The organism is Paenibacillus sp. Soil522, assembly GCF_001428245.1.
GTDB lineage: Bacteria > Bacillota > Bacilli > Paenibacillales > Paenibacillaceae > Pristimantibacillus.
The window spans coordinates 68446-94190 of record NZ_LMRV01000077.1; the positions used below are offsets into that span (position 1 = coordinate 68446).

The 25745-nt window shown below is 50.4% G+C and carries 26 protein-coding genes; 21 read left to right on the top strand and 5 right to left on the bottom strand.

What is annotated here, in order from left to right:
- The first annotated feature begins 5 nt into the window (after positions 1-5).
- The 9 genes from ASG81_RS23820 to ASG81_RS23860 all read left to right on the top strand — a co-directional run bounded on the left by ASG81_RS23820 (position 6) and on the right by ASG81_RS23860 (position 9862).
- Positions 6-1889 (top strand): cache domain-containing sensor histidine kinase, encoded by a 1884-nt coding sequence (locus ASG81_RS23820; protein WP_056640210.1) that lies wholly within the window; start codon positions 6-8, stop codon positions 1887-1889.
- A gap of 15 nt (positions 1890-1904) precedes the next feature.
- Complete coding sequence (locus tag ASG81_RS23825) at positions 1905-3125, top strand: response regulator transcription factor (RefSeq protein WP_056640214.1); 1221 nt, start codon at positions 1905-1907, stop codon at positions 3123-3125.
- 192 nt (positions 3126-3317) lie between these two features.
- Positions 3318-4394, top strand: coding sequence for a multiple monosaccharide ABC transporter substrate-binding protein (chvE, locus tag ASG81_RS23830; protein WP_056640217.1), 1077 nt, complete (start codon positions 3318-3320; stop codon positions 4392-4394).
- A gap of 92 nt (positions 4395-4486) precedes the next feature.
- Entirely contained in the window at positions 4487-6019 is a 1533-nt protein-coding gene (mmsA, locus tag ASG81_RS23835; protein WP_081417552.1) for a multiple monosaccharide ABC transporter ATP-binding protein, read from the top strand.
- A 5-nt stretch (positions 6020-6024) separates the two neighbouring features.
- Positions 6025-7188 carry a multiple monosaccharide ABC transporter permease gene (gene mmsB, locus ASG81_RS23840; RefSeq protein ID WP_056640220.1) on the top strand — a complete coding sequence of 388 codons (1164 nt, stop codon included), beginning with the start codon at positions 6025-6027 and terminating at the stop codon, positions 7186-7188.
- A gap of 121 nt (positions 7189-7309) precedes the next feature.
- Positions 7310-7609, top strand: coding sequence for a LapA family protein (locus tag ASG81_RS23845; RefSeq protein ID WP_056640223.1), 300 nt, complete (start codon positions 7310-7312; stop codon positions 7607-7609).
- 23 nt (positions 7610-7632) lie between these two features.
- Positions 7633-8553, top strand: a complete 921-nt coding sequence (locus ASG81_RS23850) for a TRM11 family SAM-dependent methyltransferase (RefSeq protein ID WP_056640226.1) — start codon at positions 7633-7635, stop codon at positions 8551-8553.
- Positions 8554-8567: 14 nt separating this feature from the next.
- Positions 8568-8789 (top strand): hypothetical protein, encoded by a 222-nt coding sequence (locus tag ASG81_RS23855; protein WP_056640229.1) that lies wholly within the window; start codon positions 8568-8570, stop codon positions 8787-8789.
- 377 nt (positions 8790-9166) lie between these two features.
- Entirely contained in the window at positions 9167-9862 is a 696-nt protein-coding gene (locus tag ASG81_RS23860; RefSeq protein ID WP_056640232.1) for a lipase family protein, read from the top strand.
- A 115-nt stretch (positions 9863-9977) separates the two neighbouring features.
- On the opposite strand, the gene ASG81_RS23865 is transcribed toward ASG81_RS23860, so the two are convergent.
- Complete coding sequence (locus tag ASG81_RS23865; protein ID WP_056640235.1) at positions 9978-10796, bottom strand: lipase family protein; 819 nt, start codon at positions 10794-10796, stop codon at positions 9978-9980.
- Positions 10797-10947: 151 nt separating this feature from the next.
- Between ASG81_RS23865 and ASG81_RS23870 the strand changes: the two genes are divergently transcribed.
- Positions 10948-11916: a Gfo/Idh/MocA family protein gene (locus ASG81_RS23870; RefSeq protein WP_056640238.1), complete on the top strand. Its 969-nt coding sequence runs from the start codon at positions 10948-10950 to the stop codon at positions 11914-11916.
- Positions 11917-12029: 113 nt separating this feature from the next.
- Here the strand turns inward: ASG81_RS23870 and ASG81_RS23875 are convergent, their stop codons facing one another.
- On the bottom strand, positions 12030-13217 hold the full coding sequence (locus tag ASG81_RS23875) for a magnesium transporter CorA family protein (RefSeq protein ID WP_056640241.1): 1188 nt from the start codon (positions 13215-13217) through the stop codon (positions 12030-12032).
- A 197-nt stretch (positions 13218-13414) separates the two neighbouring features.
- Here ASG81_RS23875 and ASG81_RS23880 point away from each other — a divergent pair, with 197 nt between their 5' ends.
- Positions 13415-13969 (top strand): general stress protein, encoded by a 555-nt coding sequence (locus ASG81_RS23880; RefSeq protein WP_056640243.1) that lies wholly within the window; start codon positions 13415-13417, stop codon positions 13967-13969.
- An 82-nt stretch (positions 13970-14051) separates the two neighbouring features.
- Here the strand turns inward: ASG81_RS23880 and ASG81_RS23885 are convergent, their stop codons facing one another.
- Together ASG81_RS23885 and ASG81_RS23890 are read right to left on the bottom strand one after the other, a co-directional pair.
- Positions 14052-15281 (bottom strand): NAD(P)/FAD-dependent oxidoreductase, encoded by a 1230-nt coding sequence (locus ASG81_RS23885; RefSeq protein WP_056640249.1) that lies wholly within the window; start codon positions 15279-15281, stop codon positions 14052-14054.
- Positions 15282-15398: 117 nt separating this feature from the next.
- Positions 15399-16268 (bottom strand): AraC family transcriptional regulator, encoded by an 870-nt coding sequence (locus tag ASG81_RS23890; protein WP_056640252.1) that lies wholly within the window; start codon positions 16266-16268, stop codon positions 15399-15401.
- A 203-nt stretch (positions 16269-16471) separates the two neighbouring features.
- On the opposite strand from ASG81_RS23890, the gene ASG81_RS23895 reads away from it, so the two are divergent.
- The 4 genes from ASG81_RS23895 (at position 16472) to ASG81_RS23910 (ending at position 20996) form a co-directional block, all read left to right on the top strand.
- A complete protein-coding gene (locus ASG81_RS23895) occupies positions 16472-17644 on the top strand; it encodes a galactokinase (protein ID WP_056640254.1) in 1173 nt (390 codons plus the stop codon).
- A gap of 46 nt (positions 17645-17690) precedes the next feature.
- Positions 17691-18677 carry a UDP-glucose 4-epimerase GalE gene (galE, locus tag ASG81_RS23900; protein ID WP_056640257.1) on the top strand — a complete coding sequence of 329 codons (987 nt, stop codon included), beginning with the start codon at positions 17691-17693 and terminating at the stop codon, positions 18675-18677.
- Between the two features lie 32 nt (positions 18678-18709).
- Positions 18710-20311, top strand: coding sequence for a UDP-glucose--hexose-1-phosphate uridylyltransferase (locus ASG81_RS23905; protein ID WP_155971854.1), 1602 nt, complete (start codon positions 18710-18712; stop codon positions 20309-20311).
- 229 nt (positions 20312-20540) lie between these two features.
- Positions 20541-20996: a hypothetical protein gene (locus ASG81_RS23910; protein WP_056640262.1), complete on the top strand. Its 456-nt coding sequence runs from the start codon at positions 20541-20543 to the stop codon at positions 20994-20996.
- Positions 20997-21110: 114 nt separating this feature from the next.
- Here the strand turns inward: ASG81_RS23910 and ASG81_RS23915 are convergent, their stop codons facing one another.
- Positions 21111-21338, bottom strand: a complete 228-nt coding sequence (locus ASG81_RS23915) for a DUF1128 family protein (RefSeq protein WP_056640265.1) — start codon at positions 21336-21338, stop codon at positions 21111-21113.
- Between the two features lie 248 nt (positions 21339-21586).
- Here ASG81_RS23915 and yyaC point away from each other — a divergent pair, with 248 nt between their 5' ends.
- The 6 genes from yyaC to ASG81_RS34180 all read left to right on the top strand — a co-directional run bounded on the left by yyaC (position 21587) and on the right by ASG81_RS34180 (position 25622).
- On the top strand, positions 21587-22072 hold the full coding sequence (gene yyaC / locus ASG81_RS23920; RefSeq protein WP_235549004.1) for a spore protease YyaC: 486 nt from the start codon (positions 21587-21589) through the stop codon (positions 22070-22072).
- 15 nt (positions 22073-22087) lie between these two features.
- Positions 22088-22948 carry an alpha/beta fold hydrolase gene (locus ASG81_RS23925; RefSeq protein ID WP_056640270.1) on the top strand — a complete coding sequence of 287 codons (861 nt, stop codon included), beginning with the start codon at positions 22088-22090 and terminating at the stop codon, positions 22946-22948.
- A 20-nt stretch (positions 22949-22968) separates the two neighbouring features.
- A complete protein-coding gene (locus tag ASG81_RS23930; protein WP_056640273.1) occupies positions 22969-23628 on the top strand; it encodes a DUF6483 family protein in 660 nt (219 codons plus the stop codon).
- 58 nt (positions 23629-23686) lie between these two features.
- A complete protein-coding gene (locus ASG81_RS23935) occupies positions 23687-24874 on the top strand; it encodes a class I SAM-dependent methyltransferase (RefSeq protein ID WP_056640274.1) in 1188 nt (395 codons plus the stop codon).
- 102 nt (positions 24875-24976) lie between these two features.
- Positions 24977-25435 carry an RNA-guided endonuclease InsQ/TnpB family protein gene (locus tag ASG81_RS23940; RefSeq protein WP_056640277.1) on the top strand — a complete coding sequence of 153 codons (459 nt, stop codon included), beginning with the start codon at positions 24977-24979 and terminating at the stop codon, positions 25433-25435.
- 25 nt (positions 25436-25460) lie between these two features.
- A complete protein-coding gene (locus tag ASG81_RS34180; RefSeq protein ID WP_442952958.1) occupies positions 25461-25622 on the top strand; it encodes a zinc ribbon domain-containing protein in 162 nt (53 codons plus the stop codon).
- The last annotated feature ends 123 nt before the right edge of the window (positions 25623-25745 follow it).

Sequence of the window (25745 nt, forward strand, 5' to 3'; positions counted from 1 at the left end):
TTGAAATGAGAGGATGCCACTTGAAACAGCTGAAATTTTTCCAATTAAATAACTTGCCGATACGTTACAAGCTGATTATCATGTTTTTGCTTATTTCCATATTGCCCTCAATAGGGCTCGGTCTGCTCATCGATTATACGGTCGAGCGGATTATTGGCAAGCAGGTCAATGAAAATACGCTTCAGCTTATCGGAAAAGTGAATAAATCGATGGAATTTTACGTCAGTAATATGCAAAATATGACGTATCTCATTGCGTTTGACCCTGGCGTGAAGCAATTTTTGAAAGGAAATGACAGCGGAGTCTCCGAGGAGGAACGGGAGAACAGCGTCTACAGCATGCATAAATATTTGCAAGGTTTCACTACGCTGTACTCGGAAGTTGCCGGCGTCATGGTGGTCAATAGTAAAGGCGATTACATAAGCAACGAGCTGTATGCACGCAGTCCGCAGCCTCTGACGGAGGAAAGCTGGTTTAAGGAGGCGGTTGCGGGTAAGGGAATTTATAAAATTCTCGGCAAGCCGGGCCATCGCAATATTACGAGCCATGCAAATTACAAGGAGGACGAAGTGATTTCCGTTGTCCGCGCGATTCTTAATCCGGATACGCAGCAGGCAGAGGGCGTTGTGTTAATTGATTTAAAGCTCAGAGTCATCGCAGAGGCTGTAAAGGATGTAAGATTGGGGAAAACGGGTTATTTGCTTGTCATCGATCATGACGGGGGACATATTTATTCACCTGCTAAACCTATTATTCGCGATATACCGAAACAATGGGTGATGGAAGGCAGTTCGGGCAATTTCTCGCAAATCGTGGATGGTGAAAAATTGCAAATTATTTACCGGAAATCAACGTTCACCGATTGGACGACGGTTGGCGTGTTTTCATCCAAGGAATCGGCGCTTGAAGTGCAGGAAATCCGTTTCTATGTCATCACTTTCGTATTCTTTCTCTGCTTGCTCAACATCGCAGCTGCCATTTATTTGGCGCATTCGATGTCTAGGCCGATCAATCAGCTGATGTCGTTTATGCAAAAAGCGGAGAGCGGCGATCTGACGATCCGGTATTGGGGCGAGCGCGAGGATGAAGTCGGCAAGCTTGGCCGGAGCTTTAATACGATGCTGGCCCAAATGAATAAGCTTCTCAGCTTAACCGAGCTTCAGGGACGGCAGAAACGGGAGGCTGAGCTGCGCAGCCTGCAAGCACATATTAAGCCCCATTTTTTATACAATACGCTTGATACGATTCATTGGATGGCGCGGAAAAAAGGAGCCGAAGACGTCGCGGAGGTCGTGCAATCCCTTTCGAAGCTGTTCCGGATCGGTCTCAGCAAAGGCAACGACATCATTCCGCTTACTGATGAAATCGAGCATATTCAAAGCTATCTCGTTATTCAGAAGACAAGGTACAAGGATAAGCTGAATTACACGATGGATATCAGTCCGGATGTTCAGCAGCTGTACGTAATCAAGCTGGTACTTCAGCCTATTGTAGAAAACGCGATTTATCACGGGATTAAGGAACGGAGAGGTCCGGGTCATATTGCGATAAAAGCTTATGTGGACGAAGGCTCGCTGCTGTTGTCTGTCAGTGATGACGGCGTCGGAATGCAGCCCGAGAAGCTGGAGCAGCTGCGGAGGCTGCTGGACAGCACGGTAGCGACGCCGAAGCTTTCGGAGCATGATCTTAAGGAGCTTAGGGAACGGGAGCATCAAGATGTGCTCCGTTCCAAAAAGCTGCAGGAGCAGCAAGGCTACGGCGTTCTAAACGTGCAGGCCAGAATACAGCTGACGTTTGGCGAACGATACGGCATGAGCATAGAGAGCACGCTCGGCGAGGGCACGACTGTAACGATTGCAATGCCGATTTTGCGGGATATTTATGGGTAGAGAGGCGGTTTACAATTGGATGGCCTATTGAAAGTATTAATTGCTGATGATGAGCCGATTATACGGGAAGGAGTACGGGATTCGGTTGATTGGGCTTCGCTTGGCATGCGCGTGTGCGCGGAGGCGGAGGACGGCGAAGAAGCGCTGGAGCTGGCGCTTCTGCATCAAATTCACGTTGCGCTGGTCGATTTGAATATGCCGATCATGAACGGCATTGCGCTCATGAAGGAGCTCCGGCAGAAGCTGCCGCAGTGCCGCATTATTATCATTACGGGCCACGATGAATTCGCTTATGCGCAAGAGGCGATTCGGCTTAGTGTGGATGATTATATTTTGAAGCCGGCTGGCGGGGATCAGCTGCGGCAAGTGCTTACCCGGATAAGACAGGATCTGGAGACGGCTCAGAAGCAGGATGAGCATTTGCAGCAGGCCTCTAAACAAATCGTAAAGAACTTTCCGCTTATGCGGGAACGGTTCTGTCTCGAGTGGATTGAAGGAACGCTGACGGAGGACGAGCTGCTGGAGCAGCTGCAATTTCTGCGGCTTCCCGCTCAAACACCCGCCCTGTTAGGCGTAATCCGTTGGCCCGAGCTAAATGCGAGCATGCCGCTGAGAAAGGAAAACGACCGGCAGCTCTTTTTATTTGCGATTGAGAACATCGTGTCAGAAATGCTTGAGGACTATGAAAAAGTATTGTTTCGCGACCATGCCGGCTTAATTGTCATGATTCTTTGGGGAACGGTGCCGGAAACGCATATTTCAGATATGCAGCATGCGGTTCAGGCCTACTTGAAAATATCGGTACAGGTGTTTACCCAATCGGTTGAGGAAGGCCTGTTGTCTGTTCCTGCCGTCTACCGGCAATGCAAGGCGGGTATTTACAAAGAGACGGTCATGTCTCCGCTCGTACGCCGGGCACAGGACTATATTCGCGAGACGTACATGGATGCGGATATGAGTCTCGAAGCATTCGCGAACTTAATGCAGGTATCGCCCGTTTATATGAGCAGGATCATTAAGCAAGAGCTGGGCACTTCATTTGTCAGTCTTGTGACGCAGCTTCGCATGAGCAAAGCGATCCAACTGCTTAATGCGACCGATTTGCCGATCAATGAAATCGCCGAGAAGGTCGGCTACGATACGCAGCATTACTTCAGCACCGCTTTTAAGAAGGCGGTCGGCGTCTCACCTAATCAATACCGTAAAGGCGCAGCCTTCCAGGATGACGAGCGATAAATGTAGAACAAAACCAGAAATTTATATGCCCTGTCGGTGCCGTATCGCGCTGATAGGGCATTTTTTAATAACTCGAAGCAGGTTTGATTTTTATAAAAAAGGTAGCTTTATTGCAAAGACGATAGCCAGCCCCCGAATGTATATTGATTAAGCAGAAACAAACTTGTTTAGAGACGAAAGGGGACGGCACACATGAAAAAAGGGCTGGTTTTACTTGTTGTAACGGCAATTGTATTCGTACTTTCAGCATGCGGAGCATCAAATAGCGGAGGCAGCGGCGACAGCGGCTACGTAGGCATCTCGATGCCAACAAAATCATCCGAGCGGTGGGTAGGCGACGGAGCGAACATGGTGAAGGAGTTCGAAGGGCTCGGTTACAAGACAGACCTTCAGTACGCGGAGGACGTTATTGAAAACCAGGTATCCCAAATTGAAAATATGATTACGAAAGGCGTCGATATTCTCGTTATTGCGCCGATCGACGGCGAGTCGCTTAGTGACGTGCTTGGCAAAGCGAACAAAGAAGGCATTGAGGTTATCGCTTATGACCGTTTGATTAAAAAAACGGAGCATGTCAGCTACTATGCGACGTTCGACAACTTTAAAGTAGGCGTGCAGCAGGCTTCCTATATTGAAGAAAAGCTTGGCCTTAAGGACGGCAAGGGCCCGTTCAACATCGAGCTGTTCGCAGGCTCGCCTGACGATAACAACGCTTACTTCTTCTTCGACGGAGCGATGTCCATTCTTAAGCCTTACATCGATAGCGGCAAGCTTGTCGTTCGGAGTAAACAAATAACGATGGATCAAGTCGCAACGCTCAGATGGGACGGCGCGCTTGCTCAATCCCGTATGGATAACCTGATGAGCGCAAACTACGCAAACGAGAAAGTACACGCGGTATTGTCGCCATATGACGGCATCAGCATCGGTATTTTGTCCTCTTTGAAAGGGGTTGGCTACGGTTCGGATAGCAATCCGCTTCCAGTAGTAACCGGTCAAGACGCGGAGCTTGCTTCCGTTAAATCGATCATAACTGACGAGCAAACGCAAACGGTATTTAAAGATACTCGTGAGCTTGCGAAAAAAGCAGTAGCGATGGCGGACAGCATTTTGAAAGGCACTGAAGTAGAAGTGAATAACACAGAAACGTACGATAACGGCGTGAAGGTTGTCCCTTCGTTCCTGCTTGAGCCTGTTTCGGTCGACAAATCGAATTACAAGACAGCACTCATTGACACGGGTTATTACACCGAAGACCAACTTAAATAATTCGTAATAGAAAAGGTGCTCCTACGATTTAGTGATGGTTGCCCAGACTGTCGCTAAATCGTTTTTATTAACACTAAGGGCGTGATCATGATATGACGACAGGCATCATCCTCGAAATGAAAAATATAACGAAGACGTTTCCGGGCGTCAAAGCGCTGGAGAATGTGAACCTGCAAGTAAAAGAAGGCGAAATTCATGCGCTCATGGGAGAAAACGGCGCAGGCAAGTCAACGCTCATGAAGGTGCTCAGCGGAGTATATCCGCATGGCTCATATACGGGCGATATTTTGTATAAAGGACAAGTATGCGAGTTTAAAGATATTTCGCAGAGCGAGCAGCTCGGCATCGTAATTATTCATCAGGAATTGGCGCTGATCCCTCAGCTTTCGATATCGGAAAATATTTTTTTGGGCAATGAGCGGTCGAGAAGAGGCATTATCAATTGGAACGATACGGTCATTAAGACGAAGGAATTGCTGCAAACGGTCGGTTTGAATGAATCGCCGGGTACGCTCATCTCATCGATCGGCGTCGGCAAGCAGCAGCTCGTAGAAATTGCAAAGGCGCTTTCGAAGAAAGTGAAGCTGCTTATTCTCGATGAGCCGACCGCAGCGCTCAACGAAGAGGACAGCGAAAATTTGTTGAACCTGCTGCTTGCCTTTAAGAAGCAGGGCATCTCGTCTATCATGATTTCGCATAAGCTGAATGAAATTACGAAGGTTGCAGATTCCATCACGATCCTGCGCGACGGCCAAACGATTGAAACGCTGGATATGGTGAAGGACAGCATTACAGAGGACCGGATTATAAAAGGGATGGTAGGCCGCGATTTGACGCAGCGCTATCCGGTGCGCGAGCCGAAGATCGGAGATACGATTTTTGAAGTGAAAGCGTGGAATGTATACCATCCTACGCAGCAGGACCGCAAGGTGATCGACGATGTGAATATGCACATCCGCAAGGGTGAAATCGTTGGAATCGCCGGACTTATGGGCGCCGGACGGACGGAGCTGGCGATGAGCATATTCGGTAAATCCTACGGCAAACGAATAAGCGGAGACGCCCTTTTGAAGGGCAAGAAAGTGCAGCTGAATTCGATCAATCAAGCGATTGATCACGGCATTGCTTATGTGACTGAGGACCGCAAGCATTATGGGCTCATTCTTATCGATGACATTAAACGGAACATTACGTTGACGAGTCTACACAAAATTTCGCGGAATTCGGTCGTGAATGCGAACCAGGAAATCATCGAAGCGGAAAACTTCCGCTCGAAGCTTAATATAAAGACGCCAAGCATTTTGCAGAAGACAGGCAATCTTAGCGGCGGCAATCAGCAAAAGGTCGTGCTCAGCAAGTGGATTTTCGCAGGGCCGGAGGTGCTCATGCTGGATGAACCAACACGGGGCATTGACGTCGGCGCCAAATATGAGATTTATACGATCATTAATCAGCTTGCGTCGGAAGGCAAAGGCGTGCTGATTATTTCATCGGAGCTCCCAGAGCTGCTCGGCATGTGCGATCGCATCTATGTGATGAGCGAGGGCAGGCTGACCGGCGAAGTAACAAGGCAGGAAGCCTCGCAGGAGCATCTGATGAAATTAATGACGAAGAGCAGGAGGTAAGACAGATGGAAGCCATCAGCAAATTGTTCAAAAGCAATATCCGCCAATACGGCATGATTATCGCACTCGTATTAATTATGGTGCTGTTCCAGATTTTAACCGACGGCATTCTGCTGAAGCCGCTCAACATAACGAATCTCATTTTGCAAAACAGTTACATTCTTGTTCTCGCAATCGGCATGCTTCTCGTGATTATTACGGGGCATATCGATCTTTCAGTAGGCTCGGTAGCCGCGTTCGTCGGTGCGATCTCAGCGATACTAGTCGTTGATATGCATATTCCTTATCCGATTGCGATCGTCTTATCTCTTGTATTCGGAGGTCTGGTGGGCGCTTGGCAAGGATTCTGGGTCGCATATATACGTATTCCATCGTTTATCGTTACGTTAGCGGGTATGCTTCTATTCCGCGGCTTGACGATGGTCGTCTTGAATGGACAGTCGATATCGCCCTTTCCGGAAGGGTTTCAACGAATCAGCTCCGGCTTCATTCCGGATTGGTTCGGCGGCGGCGACATGCATGTGCTTACGATAATCATAGGGCTCATCTTATCACTCGTGCTTGTATTTACGGAATGGCGCAACCGGCTGACGCAGCAGCGTTATCAGTTCAGTGTAGCGCCGGCGCCGCTGTTTGCGCTGAAGCTGGTCGGAATCGCGGCAATTATCAACTTGTTCACTTATGTTCTGGCTGCCTATGAAGGCATTCCGAATATTCTCATCGTTTTGTTTGTACTCGTAGTTGTTTATACTTTTGTTATGAATAAGACGGTCATGGGACGTCATATTTATGCGCTTGGCGGCAATGAGAAGGCTGCTAAATTGTCCGGTGTCAAAACGAAGCGGATGACCTTCTGGGTGTTCGTCAATATGGGCGTACTCGCTGCGCTGTCGGGAATATTGTTTGCGGCAAGGTTGAATGCGGCAACGCCGAAGGCCGGCGTTAACTTTGAGCTGGATGCGATAGCGGCTGTCTTTATCGGAGGCGCTTCGGCAACCGGCGGTATCGGTACGGTTATCGGCGCCATTATCGGCGGACTCGTTATGGGCGTTATGAATAACGGGATGTCTCTTGTCGGCCTCGGCATCGATTGGCAGCAGGGGATTAAAGGCTTGGTGCTGCTGCTCGCGGTAGCGTTCGACATCTATAACAAAAATAAAGCTGAATAAACAGAGGGACGGGTTCCGGTTATACGGGCCCGTCTTTTTTTTGATATGATAACGCTATGCTGGAAGATAGGCGAACCGATGAAGTTTATGGTATGATTTTTGGAAAAAGGGAGGAATCGGCGTGAAGGGACAAGGGGTACTTATATCCGCGTTAGTGTTCGCGCTTCTCATCGCGATATTTGCCGTTATTAATGTTGAACCGGTGCAGGTAAACTTCTTATTTACGAAGGCGACGCTTCCGCTTATTCTCATCATTTTGGCATCGACGCTGCTCGGAGGCTTGACGGTGGGACTGCTTGGTTTGATTCGCCAAATCCGCTTGCAGCGGACGGTCAAGTTACTTGAGAAGCAAGTATCCGAGCTGACGACTGAGGCTGAGCTGCTCGGCATATCAAAGGGAACAATCCCGCAAGCCGAATAATCCGCCCTGAGATAGCGAGGCCAATGATGTTTATTTATACGTATGCAAGCCATGAGGATGAGGCCGCTTTGTGCGGTCTTGAGCTGCAAACGCTGTTTGGGGAAAAGGTCAGCGGCGGCGTCATCAGCAGCTCATATGGACTTTCGGTAAACCGCAGTCCTTTCGTGAAACGGCGTATCTCGGTCATGCTGGAAGGAAGCAGCTTAGAGGAGCTGATTTTGCAGCTTCCGTCAATCGAGCTGGGCGGACAAACGTTTAAGGTGCTGTTTACCCCCGGCGACGAGGCGTTCACCTACGAGGAGCAGCGGCAGCTTGAGCGTGCCGCTGGCGCTGCTATTCGCGGCAAGGCGGACATGCGCAGGGCGGACCGGCTGTTTGGCCTGACAAAGCTGAATGGGCGCTGGTACTTTGGACAATGCGAGGAGAACGGCGCCATATGGTTAAAGCATCAGAATAAGCCGCAAAATTATTCGACGGCGCTTCCGACGCGAGCGGCCCGGGCTATCGTTAATATTGCGGCGGGGCAAGCCCCGCAGCAGCTGCGGTTAATCGATCCTTGCTGCGGAATGGGAACCGTGCTTATTGAAGCGATGTCGATGGGCATCGATATCGAAGGTGTTGATCTTAACCCGTTAGCTGTTAGAGGGGCGCGTGTAAACCTTGCTCATTTTGGCTATCCGGACCGGGTGAGACTTGGCGATATGCGGCTTATTGAAGGGCATTACGATGCGGCGATCGTCGATATGCCCTACAATTTATGCTCCGTGCTGCCGGAAAACGAGCAGCTTGTCATGCTGGAGAGAGTAAGGAAAATGGCGAAGCGGGCGGTTATTGTTACGACAGAACCGCTCATGCGGCAGCTGGAGCTGGCATCCTGGTGGATCACCCATAGCACAACATTGAGTAAAGCCTCTTTTACCAGATATATAAGTGTAGTAGAATAAGGATGATGTAGCGCATGAAACGAGGTGAACCTATGTCTACAATTGATCAAAACGAATCTGCAGAGCAGCCGAAACAGCTGACTCAAGCGGAGAAAGCGAAGCAGATGCTCGCTCAGAAGAAGCAAGCGAAAGCAGGCGGAGCGCCTGGTCAAACGCACCTATCCACGGGGACGCAGGCACTAAAGAGCCAGAACACGAAGAAAGTAAACAATCAACGTAAAAAAATGGGAGTATAGCTGACGGAGTCGATTTTTTCATGCAGCAATAGCAACGAGGGAGAGCGCCGGCTGGCAACAGCTGGGCGCTCTTTTGCAATGGCACCGGTTAAGGTCATTCACCGTATAAGATGGACGGGAATAAAATAGGAGAAAACGCTTCATTTGACGGAAATGAAGCGCATTTTTTCGGATACGAGGTAAATTTAAACGGAAATAACAATAATATTGAAGAATGAATCCAGCGTCTAACCCACATAATGAATATACGTCGATATTAGCAAATATAAGAGTGTATAAGCCTCGAGGCTATGTCACGCTTGAAGTTCTTTTACGAAACGGGCCGAGCTTCCAGAGGAAAGCGACTAACGTTTACGTTTATTACGGAGGGATTCGTTATGACGGCGATCAAACCATCACGAATGAGCATCTATTTGCTAGCCGGTGTGGCAACATCCAACAGTATTTTTACCGAATGCAAAGTAAAGCTCGAAAAATTGTTTCAATTAGACGGCATAGAACCAGTCGTCCATGTCATATTTCCGTATGGCGATGCCAGCCGTAACTTGGTAAGGCAGGTGCTTGAAGTAAAGAGCGATTTGTCTAACCGCTTAAAAGCCGGACGTGTCGGCGGGCAGCATGCGCTAAGCAAAATCAAACAGACGCTTACGAACGACCGCATCCTGCTGATCGGCCACAGCGGAGGCGGAGCGGCAGCATATCAAGCGGCGAAAATGCTGTATGAACAAGACAAAGTTGAAGATTTCCGCATCGTGCAGGTTGGATCGCCGCGAACGCCGATTGATCCGAAGCTGCAGAATCGCGTCAGTTATTTTCATTCTATCGATAGATCGGGCAAGCCCAATGATCCGATCAGCCGAATCGGCACTTGGGGCGGCTGGATTAAAAACGGATATTCGGTGCCGAGATGGAACCGCATGAAATATGCTCCCGGCTATGTCGAAGGCATACCGACGGTCGGCGGGCATGCTGATTATTTCCGCCATACGGACGACTATGCCGATCAAGAGGCCGTCTGCAACCTGGATAAAACCATTGACCGTGTACGCGGCTGGTTAAAAGAATGGGTATGAATGAGGACTGCTCCAATTTAAGCCTGATACGAAAATAGTGAGGGAAATCTTGCCCGCCATGAACCAGTTTCATGGGGAATAGGATTTTCCTCACTATTTTTTTTTGAAATATAGGCTAAAGCTCAATCGCCGGACACCAGCCGGGCGGCTCGGAACAGACGGACAAGGCAAAGGCGGGGTCCTCGTTTGCAATATTGGCGAAATAGCTAGGTAAAATATGGTTGCCGGCAACGGAGCCCATCCGGAACGAACGTTTAACCTCGCCCTTTACGTGCATGTAGTAGTAGGTTTGTTTTGTATTTGGCGACTGGTAAACGAGTGTGGGCAGATGAGGGACGATATCAAATTCGTTTTGAAACCGCCAGTGTGTGGCGACCGTCGAATTATAGCTGCTGGCAAACTTGGGATCGCCGACTCGCGGAGCGCCAAATGTATACACGATTGGAGCCTTAAATGCGGAGTTGTTTGCCAGATCGATCGCTGCCAGCGTAGCGAGAGCGCCACCGAGGCTATGCCCTGTAATAAACAGCGGCTTTTCCGGCGGCAGCTGCTTCAAAATTTCGAGAACTTGCATGCGCGTGGACATGTAAATGTCGGTAAAGCCCTTATGGGTGAGACCGGAATTTTTGACGGGACGGTATGTCGTCTGCTGGGCTATGAAATCGGATACCCAATCAAAGGCAGAGCCGCTGCCGCGAAAAGCGAGCACGGAGGCGCGCTCCGAAGTCAGCACAAAACCGAATCTCTCCGCGCTGTTATCGTAAGCCTTTGCCTTAAATTCGCTTACTAAGCTATATCCTCTAGGCACTAGAAACAGTCCGTCCTTGTTATTGTACTGCATATACGTTTGTCCGCAAACCGCAGCTAAAAACAGAGCAGTTCGAAGATCGAGCTCCTGCGCTGCTGCTTGCGTATCTCTCGTTTTTGCACCCATATCATCCCTCCGCTCATACGATCCCGGCCACATCGATGTTGTATTGTATGATGGAATGGGCGGATGGGTACCTGCGGATAAAAAATGGACTTCACGCTATGACTGCAAGTATAATCTTGGATGTAAGTCCATTCTGAAAGGGGATTCATACATGTCACTTCAAATAGGAATTATTGGTACTGGCTGGTTTGGCATGATGCACGCCGAGAAGCTTGCTAAGCGAGATGGGGTCAAGGTGGCTGCCTTCGCAGCTACGAGCCAGCAAAAAGCGGATTTGGCAGCACAGCGGTTCGAGGGTGCCAGCGGTTATGATTCGATTTACAATATGCTGGACGAATGTAAGCTTGACGCCGTTTATGTATGCGTACCGCCGTTCGCGCATGGAGAGATTGAGACGGCGCTGCTTGATCGCAGCATTCCTTTTCTGGTGGAAAAGCCGATCGGATTAGACGGGCAGCTGCCGACAGCTATTTTGAAAGGAATTGAAGAGAAGAAGCTGATTACATCAGTCGGCTATCACTTTCGCTATATGGATGGGACGGATCGCGCAAGGGAGCTGCTGCGTGAGCGCACGGCCTTGATGGCGCTTGGATACTGGATGGGATCGATGCCGGGCGTTAGCTGGTGGCGCAAAATGGAAGGCTCAGGCGGACAATTCGTCGAGCAGACGACGCACATCGTGGACTTGCTCCGTTATACGGTTGGCGAAGTGAGCGAAGTGTATGCGGCCTACGGTGATCGTTACATGAGCAGCGCGGAGGAAGGCGTAACCGTTCCAGATGTAGGTACAGTTACCTTGAAACTTGCGGGCGGTTCTGTGGCTACGATTAGCAATACATGTGCAATTCCTGCGGGCGATCGTGCCGGACTACATATTTATACGAATAAAGGTGTGCTTGAGCTGGGACACAGCGGACTGACCGACGTGGAAGCGGGACGCAAGACGGAATATGCCAATCGAAACGATCCTTACGAGCTGGAGAACGATGCTTTTCTTCATGCGGTTAAGACCGGAGATCCATCGCGAATCCGTTCAACCTATGCGGATGCGCTGCTTACGCATCAAGTGACCATCGCGGCGAATGAATCGGCGCGCACGGGGCTGCCGGTAAAGCTGTAAGCAGCCGCCACTACGCATTACGAAAAAAACCGTCTATCAAGGTCGTTTTTTGACCTTCGTGGACGGTTTTTTTTGAATAAGATCCAAGCGCAGTATACATTTGCTTCCACTCGTTATCTGCGTTTTCTTTTGGAACGCGTCTGCGCTTGAGGCTGCTCAGCGGCAGCGGCCGATACTTTGCTCTCTGAAAGGCTATCCTTCGTGCGGCGGGATCTGTTCAATCTGGAAAAAGAGCTTCCCGCAGCGATCTCCTTCGGGCTGCGCCCATGCAGCAAATCGCCAGTCCAACCCTTCTTCCACAGCCATATATACAGGAAGACCGTAATGACGGTAATGGCTGTTATCATCGCTGTAAAGCCCCATTTGTATGTTATGAACGGAAGGTTTTTGAAGTTGACTCCCCATATGCCCCCTATCATCGTAGCAGGCAGGAACAGTACCGTGAATATCGTGAGCGTCTTCATAATGTCGTTGCCGCGGAAGTTAGAGATGGCGTCGTCCATTGAGATAAGGGTATCGATCTCCAGCGCGTAATGTTTGAGCAGCGCATCGATCCTCTCCAGCTTATGCGTAATCCGCTTGAAGGTGTCGGTATCGGTAAGCTCGTTCATGAACGCTTCCTTGGCGGCGCTATGCAGCTCTCTGACCGGGATGAAGAGATGGCTCCAGTGGAGCAGTTCATAGCGTCTCTCGAAAATAATATCGATAAGACCGGTATTGTTTTTCTTGCGCATCGTCATTTCCAGCTCGCCGAGCCGGGTCTCGAAGCCGTCGAGCCCGGCATGGAAGGTTTCCAGCATAATGCTGAGCATTATAAATAAACCTTCTGGAGCGGTCTCGCAGCTATCGAGCTTTGGAGTGTGCTCTATGGATTGAAGCCTTAATGGGAGACGCATATCGTCATGCATGGTTAAAAGCTGCTGGTCCGTCAGCCAGAAGTGAAAAGGCTGAACGTCCGATTGGTCCTCCGTTACCTGGAGCATGAGCGTTCCGTAGAGCAGCTTCTTCGAATTAGACGCTTCGCCGATCGAGATGATATTTGTCCGTCTGTTTGCGCATTCATCAACCCAGAAAGCGCATTCCGGAAAAAGCTTCTTTAGCTCACCTGTATGCTGCTCCACGGCATCCTGCTCTATTTTCGCTATAGCTTTAGTGGCTCTTTGCTCCTCGCGTGATGCAGGTGCTTGTCTTTGCGCAACTTTCCTGCTTGGCAAGGGTGCTTTCCTTACAGTCTGCCCCTTCGATTGCTGCAGTACATGCCATTCCCATCCTGCGGGATAGCGAAGCATCCGATGAATCATCGCTTTGCCTCCTGCTTGTCCGATTTTCCAATATCTATTTGTCCATCATACCGCGAACTGCAATGTTGCACAACCTGATCGTCGGATTCGTCCTATCCTTAGAGGTTTTGTGCGTTAAACCTGCAAAGTTCGACTTATTCCGTCAAAATTAGGGCATACCAAGATTAGCTTGTCATGAGACAAAGGAGGGAAATACGATGGCAAGAAAGATCGGCATATTCGATACTGAACAGCAAGCAATTACGGCTATAGAGCAGCTTGAGCAAGCGGGATTCGTGAAAGGCGAGCTCCAGGTGCTGGCGAAGGATATCGAGCATTCCCGGCGCATAGAGGCTGAGAGCGACGTACATGTGGACGAGCTCAGACAGCTTGAAGATACGCCGGACCGGCATGGGCTGGGCAGTCTTGGCATGGCACCTGCAGCCGGCTTTGCCGGTGCCGGCATAAACGCCGTTTATGGAGTGGCGGGCTATGGAGCCGCTCCCTATGCTGCGGCAGGTTTTCCTTTTGCAGCGGCTGTGCTGCTGAACGAGGATGAACATAGCAATACGCTGCAAGCGCTGGGACTGGATGATGAGGAAGCGCAGCTATGCAGTCAGGCGCTGCGAAGCGGATCATTAATCGTTATTGTAGAAACCGACGAGAGTAAGACGCTGTTCGATAAGGATGGCGGCCCGGATTTATCGCGGCTAGGCACGGCTGAGGCCGTTTTTCGTACGTGTAACGCCTCAGCTATAGCGGACGGAGACTAGCCGAAGCGCTTAACGAATACAAATGGAAGAAGCCTCATAGACGCAGGGGAGTCCATGAGGCTTGGTGAGGCTTCTTATTTTTTTACACAGTGGCCAGCGATTTGCGGTCCAGCTTTACGATACCGGTTAACGGATGCTCATCGCCGCGTATAAGATCACGCAGCAGATGGGCTGCGATCATACTGTACACCGATCCGTTTCCGCCGTAGCCTAAGCAGTAATAGACGTTTTTCCATGCGGGATCGGCTCCGATAAAGGGCAAACCATCCCGCGATTCTCCAAAGGTGGCGCTCCACTCGAATTCAATTGGAGCTTGCAGCCCGGGAAATAGTTCTTTGAGCTGTCCGTACAAATTTTCGCTTCGCTTATGCCTCTCTTGTTCGCTGTGCAGCGGCTGTTCGATTTTCTCATCCAAGCCGCCGATGACGATGCGTCCGTCAAGCGTCGTGCGCATGTATAAATAAGGACGCGCCGTTTCCCATATTAGAAACCGCTCATGCCAGTTTAGAAGATTTTGCTGAACGCCGGTGACAAGCACGAAGGAACGGCTTAATTCCGCTTTGATCAGTTTGCCGCGAAGCTCTTCGGGCTCGTAGCCGACGGCATAAACGACATGCTCCGCCTCGATCTCGTAGCCATCCGCAGTACGCAGACGATGAAGGCCGCCCGGCAGCGTATCATGCCCCACGATATCGGTTTGCTCATGTATCACGAGTCCGGAATCGGCAGCGGCGTTTGCTAAGCCGTTAACGAACAGTAAAGGATTCACCTCGGCATCGCCGTGCGTGACGATAGCGCCCGGTTTCCGGAACGGAAAATGTTTTGCGATATCATCCGCCGACCAAAATTCAACGTCGAGCCCGCAGCCTTTAAGCGTCTCGTATTCTTTTTTGAGCTTCGGCAGATCCTGCTCGGTCGATGCGTAATAGAGGCTGCTTCTTCTTCTGAAGCCAACATCCACAGTGAGGGAGTTTGCTGTAATCGCAAGCATATTGACGGCATCCCTGCATGCTCTGTATAAGGCTTGCGCATCCCGCTCCCCGATTTGCTCGATTAAATCGCAAAGCATGAAGTCGTTGGAAAACTGCAGCATTCCGGTATCTGCCGACGTGGTGCCGCCTGCTACCTGCCCGCGTTCAAGCATGATGGTCGACAAGCCGCTGCGATTGAAGACGTAGCTGCAAATCGTTCCGGACATGCCTCCTCCTATAATGGCGACCTGCGTTTTTTTGTTTTGCCGCACGGGCGCAAATTCCCGGATGCTGCCTAGTGTGACCGGCCAATATAGATTTCCGGTATGTAGTTCTTTCATTGATCATCACTCCCTAGGATAGTATTACCCGAAATTACGAATATGAAGCTGAGGGCAGCGGATACTAACGATAGGAAGGATTTGCTTAGCTATGACAACTTGGAATTCACAGCTCATCTATTCCCCCAAGCTCCTCATCGCGTCGCGATAGGCTGTAGGGGACTGGCCGTGAAGGCGGCGGAATTGCTTGGAGAAGTACAGGGCGTCCTGCAGTCCGACGGAAGCGGCAATTTGTTCGACGGTTAGCTCCGGTCGCTCGCGCAGCATGCGGCGCGCTTTGTCGATTCGCAGCTTGAGCAGGAACGTGACGGGCGATACGCCGGTTCTCTGCTTGAACAAGCGTGACAAATACGCTCTATTGTAGCCGAGCGACTCTGCCATTTGCTCGATGGAGACGGGATGAGCGTACTGTGTCGATAAGTAATGCACGACCTGCTGGAGCAGGCGGTCTCCCTCTGCTTGCGCGGTGCGCAGCGTGCTGCCGCTGAGGGCATGCAGCACGCTTTTATATTCGGCCAGCAGCAAGTGCAAATAGCCTGCAGCCTTTATATCCGCCGCTGCGCCGCCGTTCCGGAAAGTCTCGTGAATTTGGCGGAACAAGGCGCCCGCGCGCCGCTTATCCTCCGTGAACACGACCTGCTGCGCGGTCGTAAAGCCGGCTGAGGTGACGAGCTCCGCCGCCTGCGTGCCATTAAAGGCGACCCAGCGATACCGCCACGGCTCGTCGTTGTCGGATTCATAGCTGATCAGCTGCTCCGGCTCGATCAGAAAGGTGTGGCCCGCGCGCAGCTCATGTCTTGCGCCATCGCAAATAAAAAGGCCTTTGCCCTCCAGCACGATGTGCATCAAATAGAAATCGTAAACCTTCGGTCCAAGCCGGTGAAGAGGCTTCGTCTGGCTTTCGCCGGCAAACAATACGTTAAGCGACGCATTCTCTCCGCTCCCGATAACCGGGTTTGAGGCAACCGTATACATATCCTGACGCATTTTACTTCACACCTGCTTTATATTTGAATGGAATGGTGAGCAATTGTAGTGTTTGCCCTATCATAGCATGTCCTGCGAGACATAGAGAAGTCACATTAGTCCATATAAAAAGCACTTACCGCCATTTTGTTTTGAAACGGGTTACTTTATACTAAAGTTGAAAATAAACGATACCAATTTGATAAAAAGGAACGTGATAGCAAATGGCAAACATTGACACGCTAACACAGCAATTTATACAACAATACGGCGGAGAAGCGGGAGACATCGCTGTATTCCATGCTCCGGGCCGTGTAAACCTGATCGGCGAGCACACGGACTATAATGGCGGTTATGTATTTCCGGCCGCATTAACCTTCGGTACAACCTTGCTTATCCGCAAGCGTTCTGATAAACAGCTCGGCCTGGCTACAACAAACTTCCCTTCCTCGAAGCAATTTTCCATCGAAACAATCGTATATGATGTAGCCGACGACTGGATGAACTATCCAAAGGGAATCGTGTATGAGCTTGAGCAAAGCGGCGTCCAATTATCGAGCGGCTACGACCTGCTGTATCATGGTGAAATTCCAAACGGTGCGGGCTTATCCTCTTCTGCTTCCATTGAGGTCGTAACGGCTTACGCGCTTCAAGCGCTTGAAGGACTGCAGACAGACACGGTGAATATTGCTTTGCTCTCACAAAAATCGGAAAATGAGTTTAACGGCGTACAATGCGGCATCATGGACCAATTTGCCGTAGCGAACGGCAAGAAGGATCATGCGATCCTGCTCATGTGCGATACGCTTGAGTATGACCTCGTTCCTTTTGAATCAGGCAGATACAAGCTAGTGATTGGAAATACAAACAAGCGCCGCGGCCTTGTCGACTCTGCCTATAACGAACGCCGCGCCCAGTGCGAGCAAGCGGTCCAAGATTTACAAGCGGCTTTCCCGGAGCTCACGCTGCTCGGACAAATCAACCTGGAGCAATTCAATTCCGCGAAGCACTTCATTAAGGATGAAACGGTTCAAAAGCGTGCGCAGCATGTTGTAGAAGAAATCGACCGCGTTCTGCAATCGATTAAGGCGCTGAAGGAAAATGACCTCGTACAATTCGGTCAACTGATGAACGGATCGCATGATTCGCTGCGCGATCTTTATGAAGTAACGGGTGCAGAGCTTGATGCGATGGTTGAGGCGGCTCGCCAAGTGCCGGGTGTGCTTGGTTCCCGTATGACTGGCGCTGGCTTCGGCGGCTGTACGGTTTCTCTTGTGCACGAGGATAGCGTTGAAACATTCAAGGATGAGGTAGGCCGCAAATATAACGAAGCGACCGGCTTGACGGCTGACTTCTATGTATGCACCATCGGAAACGGCGTAGAACGTCTCGTATAAATAGCATCCGCAAAAGTGGGACCCAAATGGAGAGGGGAAATCATCAATGGCAGTATTAGTAACAGGTGGAGCAGGATATATCGGATCGCATGCCGTAGCGGCATTGCAGGAGCGCGGCGAGGAAATCGTTATCGTCGACAATTTGCAGCAGGGACACCGCGCGGCTATGCTTGGAGGCAAGCTGTACGAGGGCGACCTTCGCGACGCGGCTTTCATGGATACCGTCTTTGGGGAAAACGAGATTGATGCGGTTATTCACTTTGCGGCAAATTCACTTGTCGGCGAGAGCATGAAGGACCCCGGCAAATATTATCATAACAATGTCTTTGGCACGCTGTGCTTGCTTGAGAAAATGAACGAATACAATGTTCGGAAAATCGTTTTCTCGTCTACAGCGGCTACTTACGGCGAACCTGAAAACGTGCCGATCGACGAGTATGACCGCACGCTTCCGACCAATGCTTACGGCGAAACGAAGCTGGCGATGGAAAAAATGATGAAATGGTTCGATGTTGCGCATAACATCAAGTTCGTTTCGCTCCGTTACTTCAATGCGGCAGGCGCGCATGAGAGCGGAAAAATCGGCGAAGACCATAGTCCGGAAACACATCTGATTCCGATCGTGCTGCAAGCGGCGCTTGGCCAGAGACCGCATATCTCCGTGTTCGGAGAAGACTATGATACGCCTGACGGCACTTGTATCCGCGACTACATTCATGTGAGCGACCTTGCCGATGCGCATGTGCTTGCGTTTGACCGTCTTCGCGGCGGCGCGGAAAGCTCCGTATACAACCTTGGTAACGGAACGGGCTTTTCGGTAAAACAGGTAATTGATATCGCGCGCGCCGTAACCGGCAAAGAAATTCCTGCCGTGTTCGAGGCTCGCCGCGCCGGAGACCCTGCCGTTCTTGTCGCATCCTCCGACCGCGCCCGCAAGGAGCTGGGCTGGAATCCGAAACGCGACAAGCTGGAGGATATCATTAAAAGCGCTTGGAGCTGGCATGAAGCGAATCCAAATGGCTATAACGACTAACGTCGCCGCTTAATCGAAAGGAGCTGCATCACGTGGCAAATGAACAACAAGTGACATCAGCAAACGATGCGCTGATTCTTATAGAACGCTTGCTGCAATTCGCATTGCAGCGAAAGCTGATCGATCAGCTTGATACGCATGCGGCACGAAACGAGCTGCTGGATTTGTTCCGCTTCACTGAGCCGTACGAAGGCCAGATCGCGGAGGAACTTCTGGAGAGCGCGGTAGAGCTGCTCGAGCCATTGCTCGATTATGGCTATGCAATCGGCCTAATTCCGGATAATACGACGACCTACCGCGATTTGCTCGATGCCCGCATTATGGGCTTCTTGCTGCCGCGGCCTTCCGAGGCCAGCGCTGCATTCCAGCGTCAGGTGAAGGAGGAAGGGCTAAAAGCGGCAACGGATGCTTTTTACAACCTGAGCATCGATTCGAACTACATTCGGATGGACCGCATCCGCAAAAATCAGTATTGGCTGCATGAGACTGCGTTCGGCAAGCTCGAAATTACGATCAACCTTTCGAAGCCTGAGAAGGATCCGAAGGAAATCGCGCTGCTCAAAACGATGCCGCAGGCGAAGTACCCGAAATGCTTGCTATGCGTAGATAATATTGGTTACGCCGGACGTCCCGATCACCCGGCACGTCAAAACCTGCGCGTATTGCCGATTACCCTGCAAGATGAGCAATGGTTTTTTCAATATTCTCCTTACGTGTATTACAACGAGCACAGCATTATTTTCAAAGGCGCGCATGAGCCGATGGTTATCTCCCATTCGTCATTTGCGCGGCTGCTCGATTTCGTTGAGCAGTTTCCGCATTATTTCATCGGCTCAAACGCCGATTTACCGATTGTTGGCGGCTCGATACTAAGCCATGATCATTTTCAAGGCGGCCGTCACGTGTTTCCGATGGAGACTGCCGCCACAAATACGCTGTTTGTTGATCCTAAGCTGCCGGGCGTACGCTTTGGCATCGTGAATTGGCCGATGTCGGTCGTTCGGGTTAACGGTACGTCCAAGGCTGACGTTCATCGCGCCGCTTGTCGTCTATTGGATGAATGGCGCGCTTACAGCGATGCTTCGGCAGACGTTCTGGCCTTTACCGGGCAAGAGGACGGTACGCTTACGCCGCATAACACGATCACACCGATTGCACGGCTGCGGGATAACGGCGTGTACGAGGTCGATTTGGTGCTGCGCAACAACCGCACGAGTGACGAGCATCCGGACGGAATTTTCCATCCGCATCAGCACTTGCATCATATTAAGAAAGAAAATATCGGCTTGATCGAAGTGATGGGTCTTGCGGTATTGCCAGGGCGCTTAAAGGATGAGCTGGAGCAAATTGCGGCATATTTGACAGGCGAGTCGGCTGCTTCCGCCGAGGAGCTTCATGCAGCCTCGCATCCCCTCAATAAGCACGCGGAATGGCTGTTGTCATTAATCAGGCGCTTCGGCACTTCCAATACTTCTGAACAGGCGACATCGATCGTTGAATCCGAAACGGGTGATAAGTTTTTAGACGTGTTGAAGGATGCAGGCGTTTATAAGCATACGACAGACGGAGCCGCAGCATTTGAGCGATTCTTAATATCGGTCGGGCTTGAGAAAGCGTATCATAGCAGAAATTAGCATGACCTCCATTTGCGCTGAACGCTCAGCGTTCAAATGGAGGTTTTCTGCTAGTAAGCAGCTTTTTATCAAATGACTTAAAATCAAACAACTACATTAGCCGTTTATGTATTGTGAAATTATATTAATTTGTAAACAGCCAAAATTTATGGTATTTTTTATATTATAAACAAAGCATTTTGAATTATTATTTTATAACTCTATAAACTATTTATCCGGAGGGGTCAAGATGTCCGAAAAAATGCTACCGCTTGACGACTTTTTGCAGCTGAGTACCGATGAACAAGTCGAGAAGCTAAAGCGCTGGAAGATGGATTACACGCTGAAAGACATTCGGGAAGCTTGGAATTTCAAGCATTCCGCGCAATATTACATGCTGCTGAAGAAGCTGCGCATTTATGAAAGAGTAGTAAATAAATCAGATAAATTTTATCCCGTACAAGAGCAGCTGCTGACTAGAGCGAATGCGGCGGGTGGAGATCGGGGCTGGGGAGGCCAGAACGCATTTGCGGATCGGAAGCTGCCCTCGGACAGCTTCGATTACCACTTGAATACGACGCTGACCGGTCCTGAGCTGGCTGATAAGCTGGAGAGAATTGCGCATTTTCTTAAGGGAGAGCTTAAGGAAGTATCGATTAAGCTGTCTATAGCAGCGGCAGAAGCGGAAGCGGAAGAGCAGGAATAGCGCATACGTACATAAGAAGAACCGAGCTCGGCGAAGGTGCCAGGCTCGGTTCTTCTTATGTAGAAAAATGAAAATTAATGTTTGATATTGGAATAATTTACTTTAAAAAAGCACTTATTGCATGCGCAGCTTGCCAAGCTCGGATACGAGTGCTTCCACTTCGCTGATGCTGAATTTTTCCTTCGATGCAACTACCTCGTACAGGTCTTTTATATCCTCATACTTTCTGAGGTCGAAGTTAGAAGCCTGCATGGCCGCAGCGGAAGCCATCTTCAGCTTTGTTTTGATGACTTCAATCATAAATTCCACATTTTCTTGCGTTTGCAGCTGTAAATTGTTCATAGGGCGCCTCCTAAATTTATTGAGAGCCGAAAGCGGCCTCGATAGCATAGACTTATTCGCACTTTTTGCTTTGATGTAATTGTACCATGTTTTAATTAAGAATAACCATAAATTGAACAGCATCTTGAAATTGGATACAATTAATAGTAGAAATAAACAGCAATCGAACACAGGGCAGGTGCAGGGCAACGGAAAAGCTGGCGAAGAGTGAAATAGAGCAATTTTTTGAAACGGTTGCGGAAAGACATGTGAACCGCAGCGGCATTGTGTTTATTTGCATCGGGAGCGACCGGTCTACCGGTGATTCCTTCGGCCCCCTGGTGGGTACAATGCTGCAAGAGAACGGCTGGCCGAACGTGATCGGCACTTTAGAGAAGCCGTGCGACGCGCATGCCATTGAGCGTGCAGTACAGGAGATACATAAGGATGCAATCGTGATCGCGATCGATGCATGTCTTGGCAAGCAAGCATCGGTCGGCCGCTTCATCGTAACGGAAGGTCCGCTGCAGCCAGGAAAAGCAATCGGCCGCAGGCTGCCGGCAATCGGGCAATACAGCATTGCAGGCGTTGTGAACACAAATGGCCCAAAGGCTTATTGGATGCTGCAAACGACCTCCTTATATCAGGTGATACAGATGGCTAAAGAAGCGGTAAGCGCAATCCATTCAGCATGGAGCAAGCAGACGGATATGCAGGACAAACAAAATCATCATTCACAAATCCCATATGTATAGAGGAGCGTGCAGCAAATGACAAAAGAAAATGCCGGAAAAGATTACTCGATCGCGCAGCGCAAGCTATTTTTGGACAATGGAGCAGAGATTGCTTATTATGATTCCCATCCGCATGACGGCGGCGCCGAGGACGGCATTACCGAGGTTGTCGTCCTGCTTCACGGCTATTGCGGCAGCTCCGCGTATTGGGAGCAGGTCGTGGAAGAGCTAGAGCAATCGGTACGGATTATTGCTCCAGACGCACGAGGGCACGGAAGAAGCTCCGCGCCGGGTGAAGAGATCTTTACGATGGAAATGTATGCAGAGGATGTCGCCCATATGCTCATCAGTCTGCAGATTCATAATGCCGTGCTGCTCGGCCACTCCTTAGGCGGTTACATTACGCTTGCGTTCGCGGAGAAATATGCGAAGAAGCTGTCTGGCTTTGGCCTGATTCATTCGACAGCGCTCGAAGACAGCGAGGCGGCCAAAGAAAACCGGGATAAAGCCGTTGCGGCGCTTGAGCAGAACGGCATTGAACCGTTTGTCGACGGACTTATTCCTAAGCTGTTTGCTCCGGCCAACGTGGAAGCTTTGTCTGACGAGGTTGAACGCGGGAAACAAATCGGCTATGGCACCTCGCTGCAAGGGGCGGTCAGTACGGCAAGAGGCATGAAGGCCCGCGTAAACCGCGCGCACGTTATTGAGCGCTCCGAGCTTCCCGTACTGCTCGTTGCCGGAGCGAGCGATAAGGTGATTCCGATGGAGAGTGCGTTCGCGGCCGCTAACGATTTAACGGTGAAGGTAGAGCTGGATAGTGCCGGCCACATGGGGATGATTGAGCAGCCGAAAGAGCTTATCGCGGCCATTCTTGGCTTCGTGAAATCCAAGCAGTAGCATGCGTAGAGGAGCGGGTTATGTTTCAGCGCGATTATTTCATGAGAATGATTGAGCAGATGACGGAAGCGGTTGGACAAATTATGAATTTGCGGCGCGAGCGCAAGCATGAGGAGGCGCTTCTTTTCATCGACGAGCTGTTAGATAAGCGGTTTCGGATGAGCAGCAAGCTTATCCGCTCTTTATCGGATGAGGATTTGATGAAGATGATGACGACGAACGGCATACTGGAAGCCGATCAGATGCAGGCTATTGCCATATTGATGAAGCAGGAGGCTGAGCTGTACAGCGAGCTTGGCCGCGAGGACGAGAGCTTCTTCGCGCATGTAAAGTCTTTGCATCTATTTTTGCGGTTATCGCTTGCGGGCGCGGAGCCTATGATCGACGAGCCTGTAATCTTCGAGCCGCGCGCACAAATTAAGGCTCTGATCGAACGGCTTCTTCCATATGAACTGTCCGCGCCGACGAAGCGGCTGCTGATGGAGTGGCATGAGGCGGAAGGACAATACGATTTAGCGGAAAATGTCATGTACGAGCTGATGGGCGACGACGCTCTAAAGCCTTCAGAGGCAGAGGACATTTATAGGCGCATGCTGCTGCAGCCTAACGAGCGGCTCGAGGCGGGCGGCTTGCCGAGAGAGGAAATCGAGCAAGGACTCGAAGCCCTTTTAAAGCAATAAACCTAACCCGCAGCAGAAGCCCAGCTTCAAAAAACTTTACTGGATTGAGAGGTGCGTCATGACGGAACAATGGCAGCAAGACATCACTAAATGGATCGGCAACGGAGAGCTGCTGCAGGCAACGCTCAGCCAGCCAAGGCGCAAGGACGCTGCGATGGCGCCAAAGATGATCATTCGTCCTATCGAACTGAAGAACGGATTGTATTATCAATTTGAATATCATTTTTCGAACAAGGTGACGCACGATAACGTTGCGGGATCTAGGGCCGCCGAGCGGGTCCTCGGCCTGCTTCAGGAAAATTACCGTCAGGCGCTTGTGAAGACGCCGGAGGCCGATGTACAGTTGCTCTTTAGCAAGAAGGGCAAGGCAGCCGTCCTCAAGAAGCCGCCAACCGTGGGAGCGCGTCCGGCAAGCCTGCAGCACAACAGGCAAAAGCAGCGCGTGCTGGCGGAGGGCAAAGCGGCGCCTTTTCTGGTGGAGCTAGGCATCATGACGCCGGAGGGACACGTTCACGCGAAAAAGCAGGATAAATACCGGCAGATCAATCGTTTTTTAGAAATGGTCACCGATGTTTTGGCGTATTTGCCAAAGGACCGCGAGCTTACGATCGTTGATTTTGGCTGCGGAAAATCTTATTTGACATTCGCGCTGTACCATTTGCTTGCTATCGAGCAGCAACGGAAAATCAATATTATCGGACTTGATTTGAAAGCAGATGTTATTGCGTTCTGCAAGGCGCTCGCGGAAAAGCTCGGCTATGAAAAGCTGCAGTTCCTTGTAGGGGACATTGCGGAGTATGAAGAGCTGCAGGCTGCCGATATGGTCGTTACGCTGCATGCATGCGATACGGCTACGGATGCCGCGCTTGCCAAGGCGGTTAATTGGGGGGCCTCGGTTATTATGTCGGTGCCATGCTGCCAGCATGAGCTGTTCAAGCAGGTTAGCAGCGATGCGCTGACACCGCTTTTGTCCCAAGGCTTGCTGAAGGAGCGCTTTGCCGCGCTGGCAACCGATGCGGCACGGGGAAATCTGCTAGAGGTGCTTGGATACAAGGTTCAAATGCTGGAATTTGTAGACCCGGAGCATACGCCCAAAAACCTGCTTATACGCGCTGTACGTTCGGAGCAGCAAGAGCTTTCGATGAAGAAATGGGAGCAGTACGAGCAATTCCGCCAGTTTCTGAACATTTCTCCGTCACTCGAGCGGATGCTTTCCGGGCGATGGCCTAATCGCGCCTCCCAATGAGGCTCGTTAATTGTCGGATGCTAAACTTTTTAGGATGAGCGGAGGGGAATCCACCTCATTTTAATGGGGTAGATGAAAGTCCGCTTTGACTGAAATCCCCTTATGGTGGTACAAGGGCGGCTTTCCAAGATCGGCAATGTGAGGATTCGACTTCACCGGGAGCAGCAAGGAAAGATCAAGACGTGTACAATCATGTTCAAGAATGGCAAATATTACGCTTGCTTTTCTTGTGAAGTCGAGAGTGGGCCCCTCCCCGTGTCTGAAAAACAGATCGGCATTGATCTTGGTTTGTCTCAGCTTGCCGTCACATCTGACGGCAAGAAAATCGAGTCACCCAAATTCCTCCGTAAAAGCGAAGAAAAGCTGAAACGAAAACAGCATACGGTATCGAAGATAAAGCGCGGTTCAAACCGCAGGCGTAAAGCTGTACGCAAATTGGCCAGACTGCATGAGAAAGTAGCGAATCAGCGTAAGGACTATGCCCACAAAGAGTCGCGAAAACTGGTGAATGAATATGGATTCATTGCCTTCGAGGACTTGAGCATACAAGTACAAGGCTGAAAGCGCCGGTCGTCTTGTTGTGCAAGTGAATCCATACCAGACATCACAACAATGCTCTAACTGCGGTGAAATTGTCAAAAAATCGCTCGCTGTTCGTGTCCATCAATGTTCGTGCGGATACATGGCAGATCGGGATGAAAATGCAGCCATTAACATATTGAAACTAGCTTTGCAAAACGTATCATAGCCATAGACCCATTCAAACAGGCCAGGAACTGGCCTTCAAGGAGGGACGAGGTTGCGAGTCCCGATGATTTGAGAAGCTCATCAATTAATTGATGAGAGGTTCACTTTTTGAAGTGAAGTAATT

What these genes read in the sequence shown, in the direction of transcription:
- ASG81_RS23820 (WP_056640210.1), top strand. Translation starts at nt 6, where the DNA reads ATGAGAGGATGCCACTTGAAACAGCTGAAATTTTTCCAATTAAATAAC.
- chvE (WP_056640217.1), top strand. Translation starts at nt 3,318, where the DNA reads ATGAAAAAAGGGCTGGTTTTACTTGTTGTAACGGCAATTGTATTCGTA.
- mmsA (WP_081417552.1), top strand. Translation starts at nt 4,487, where the DNA reads ATGACGACAGGCATCATCCTCGAAATGAAAAATATAACGAAGACGTTT.
- mmsB (WP_056640220.1), top strand. Translation starts at nt 6,025, where the DNA reads ATGGAAGCCATCAGCAAATTGTTCAAAAGCAATATCCGCCAATACGGC.
- ASG81_RS23850 (WP_056640226.1), top strand. Translation starts at nt 7,633, where the DNA reads ATGATGTTTATTTATACGTATGCAAGCCATGAGGATGAGGCCGCTTTG.
- ASG81_RS23855 (WP_056640229.1), top strand. Translation starts at nt 8,568, where the DNA reads ATGAAACGAGGTGAACCTATGTCTACAATTGATCAAAACGAATCTGCA.
- ASG81_RS23860 (WP_056640232.1), top strand. Translation starts at nt 9,167, where the DNA reads ATGACGGCGATCAAACCATCACGAATGAGCATCTATTTGCTAGCCGGT.
- ASG81_RS23865 (WP_056640235.1), bottom strand. Translation starts at nt 10,796, where the DNA reads ATGGGTGCAAAAACGAGAGATACGCAAGCAGCAGCGCAGGAGCTCGAT.
- ASG81_RS23870 (WP_056640238.1), top strand. Translation starts at nt 10,948, where the DNA reads ATGTCACTTCAAATAGGAATTATTGGTACTGGCTGGTTTGGCATGATG.
- ASG81_RS23875 (WP_056640241.1), bottom strand. Translation starts at nt 13,217, where the DNA reads ATGATTCATCGGATGCTTCGCTATCCCGCAGGATGGGAATGGCATGTA.
- ASG81_RS23880 (WP_056640243.1), top strand. Translation starts at nt 13,415, where the DNA reads ATGGCAAGAAAGATCGGCATATTCGATACTGAACAGCAAGCAATTACG.
- ASG81_RS23885 (WP_056640249.1), bottom strand. Translation starts at nt 15,281, where the DNA reads ATGAAAGAACTACATACCGGAAATCTATATTGGCCGGTCACACTAGGC.
- ASG81_RS23890 (WP_056640252.1), bottom strand. Translation starts at nt 16,268, where the DNA reads ATGCGTCAGGATATGTATACGGTTGCCTCAAACCCGGTTATCGGGAGC.
- ASG81_RS23895 (WP_056640254.1), top strand. Translation starts at nt 16,472, where the DNA reads ATGGCAAACATTGACACGCTAACACAGCAATTTATACAACAATACGGC.
- galE (WP_056640257.1), top strand. Translation starts at nt 17,691, where the DNA reads ATGGCAGTATTAGTAACAGGTGGAGCAGGATATATCGGATCGCATGCC.
- ASG81_RS23910 (WP_056640262.1), top strand. Translation starts at nt 20,541, where the DNA reads ATGTCCGAAAAAATGCTACCGCTTGACGACTTTTTGCAGCTGAGTACC.
- ASG81_RS23915 (WP_056640265.1), bottom strand. Translation starts at nt 21,338, where the DNA reads ATGAACAATTTACAGCTGCAAACGCAAGAAAATGTGGAATTTATGATT.
- ASG81_RS23925 (WP_056640270.1), top strand. Translation starts at nt 22,088, where the DNA reads ATGACAAAAGAAAATGCCGGAAAAGATTACTCGATCGCGCAGCGCAAG.
- ASG81_RS23930 (WP_056640273.1), top strand. Translation starts at nt 22,969, where the DNA reads ATGTTTCAGCGCGATTATTTCATGAGAATGATTGAGCAGATGACGGAA.
- ASG81_RS23935 (WP_056640274.1), top strand. Translation starts at nt 23,687, where the DNA reads ATGACGGAACAATGGCAGCAAGACATCACTAAATGGATCGGCAACGGA.
- ASG81_RS23940 (WP_056640277.1), top strand. Translation starts at nt 24,977, where the DNA reads ATGGTGGTACAAGGGCGGCTTTCCAAGATCGGCAATGTGAGGATTCGA.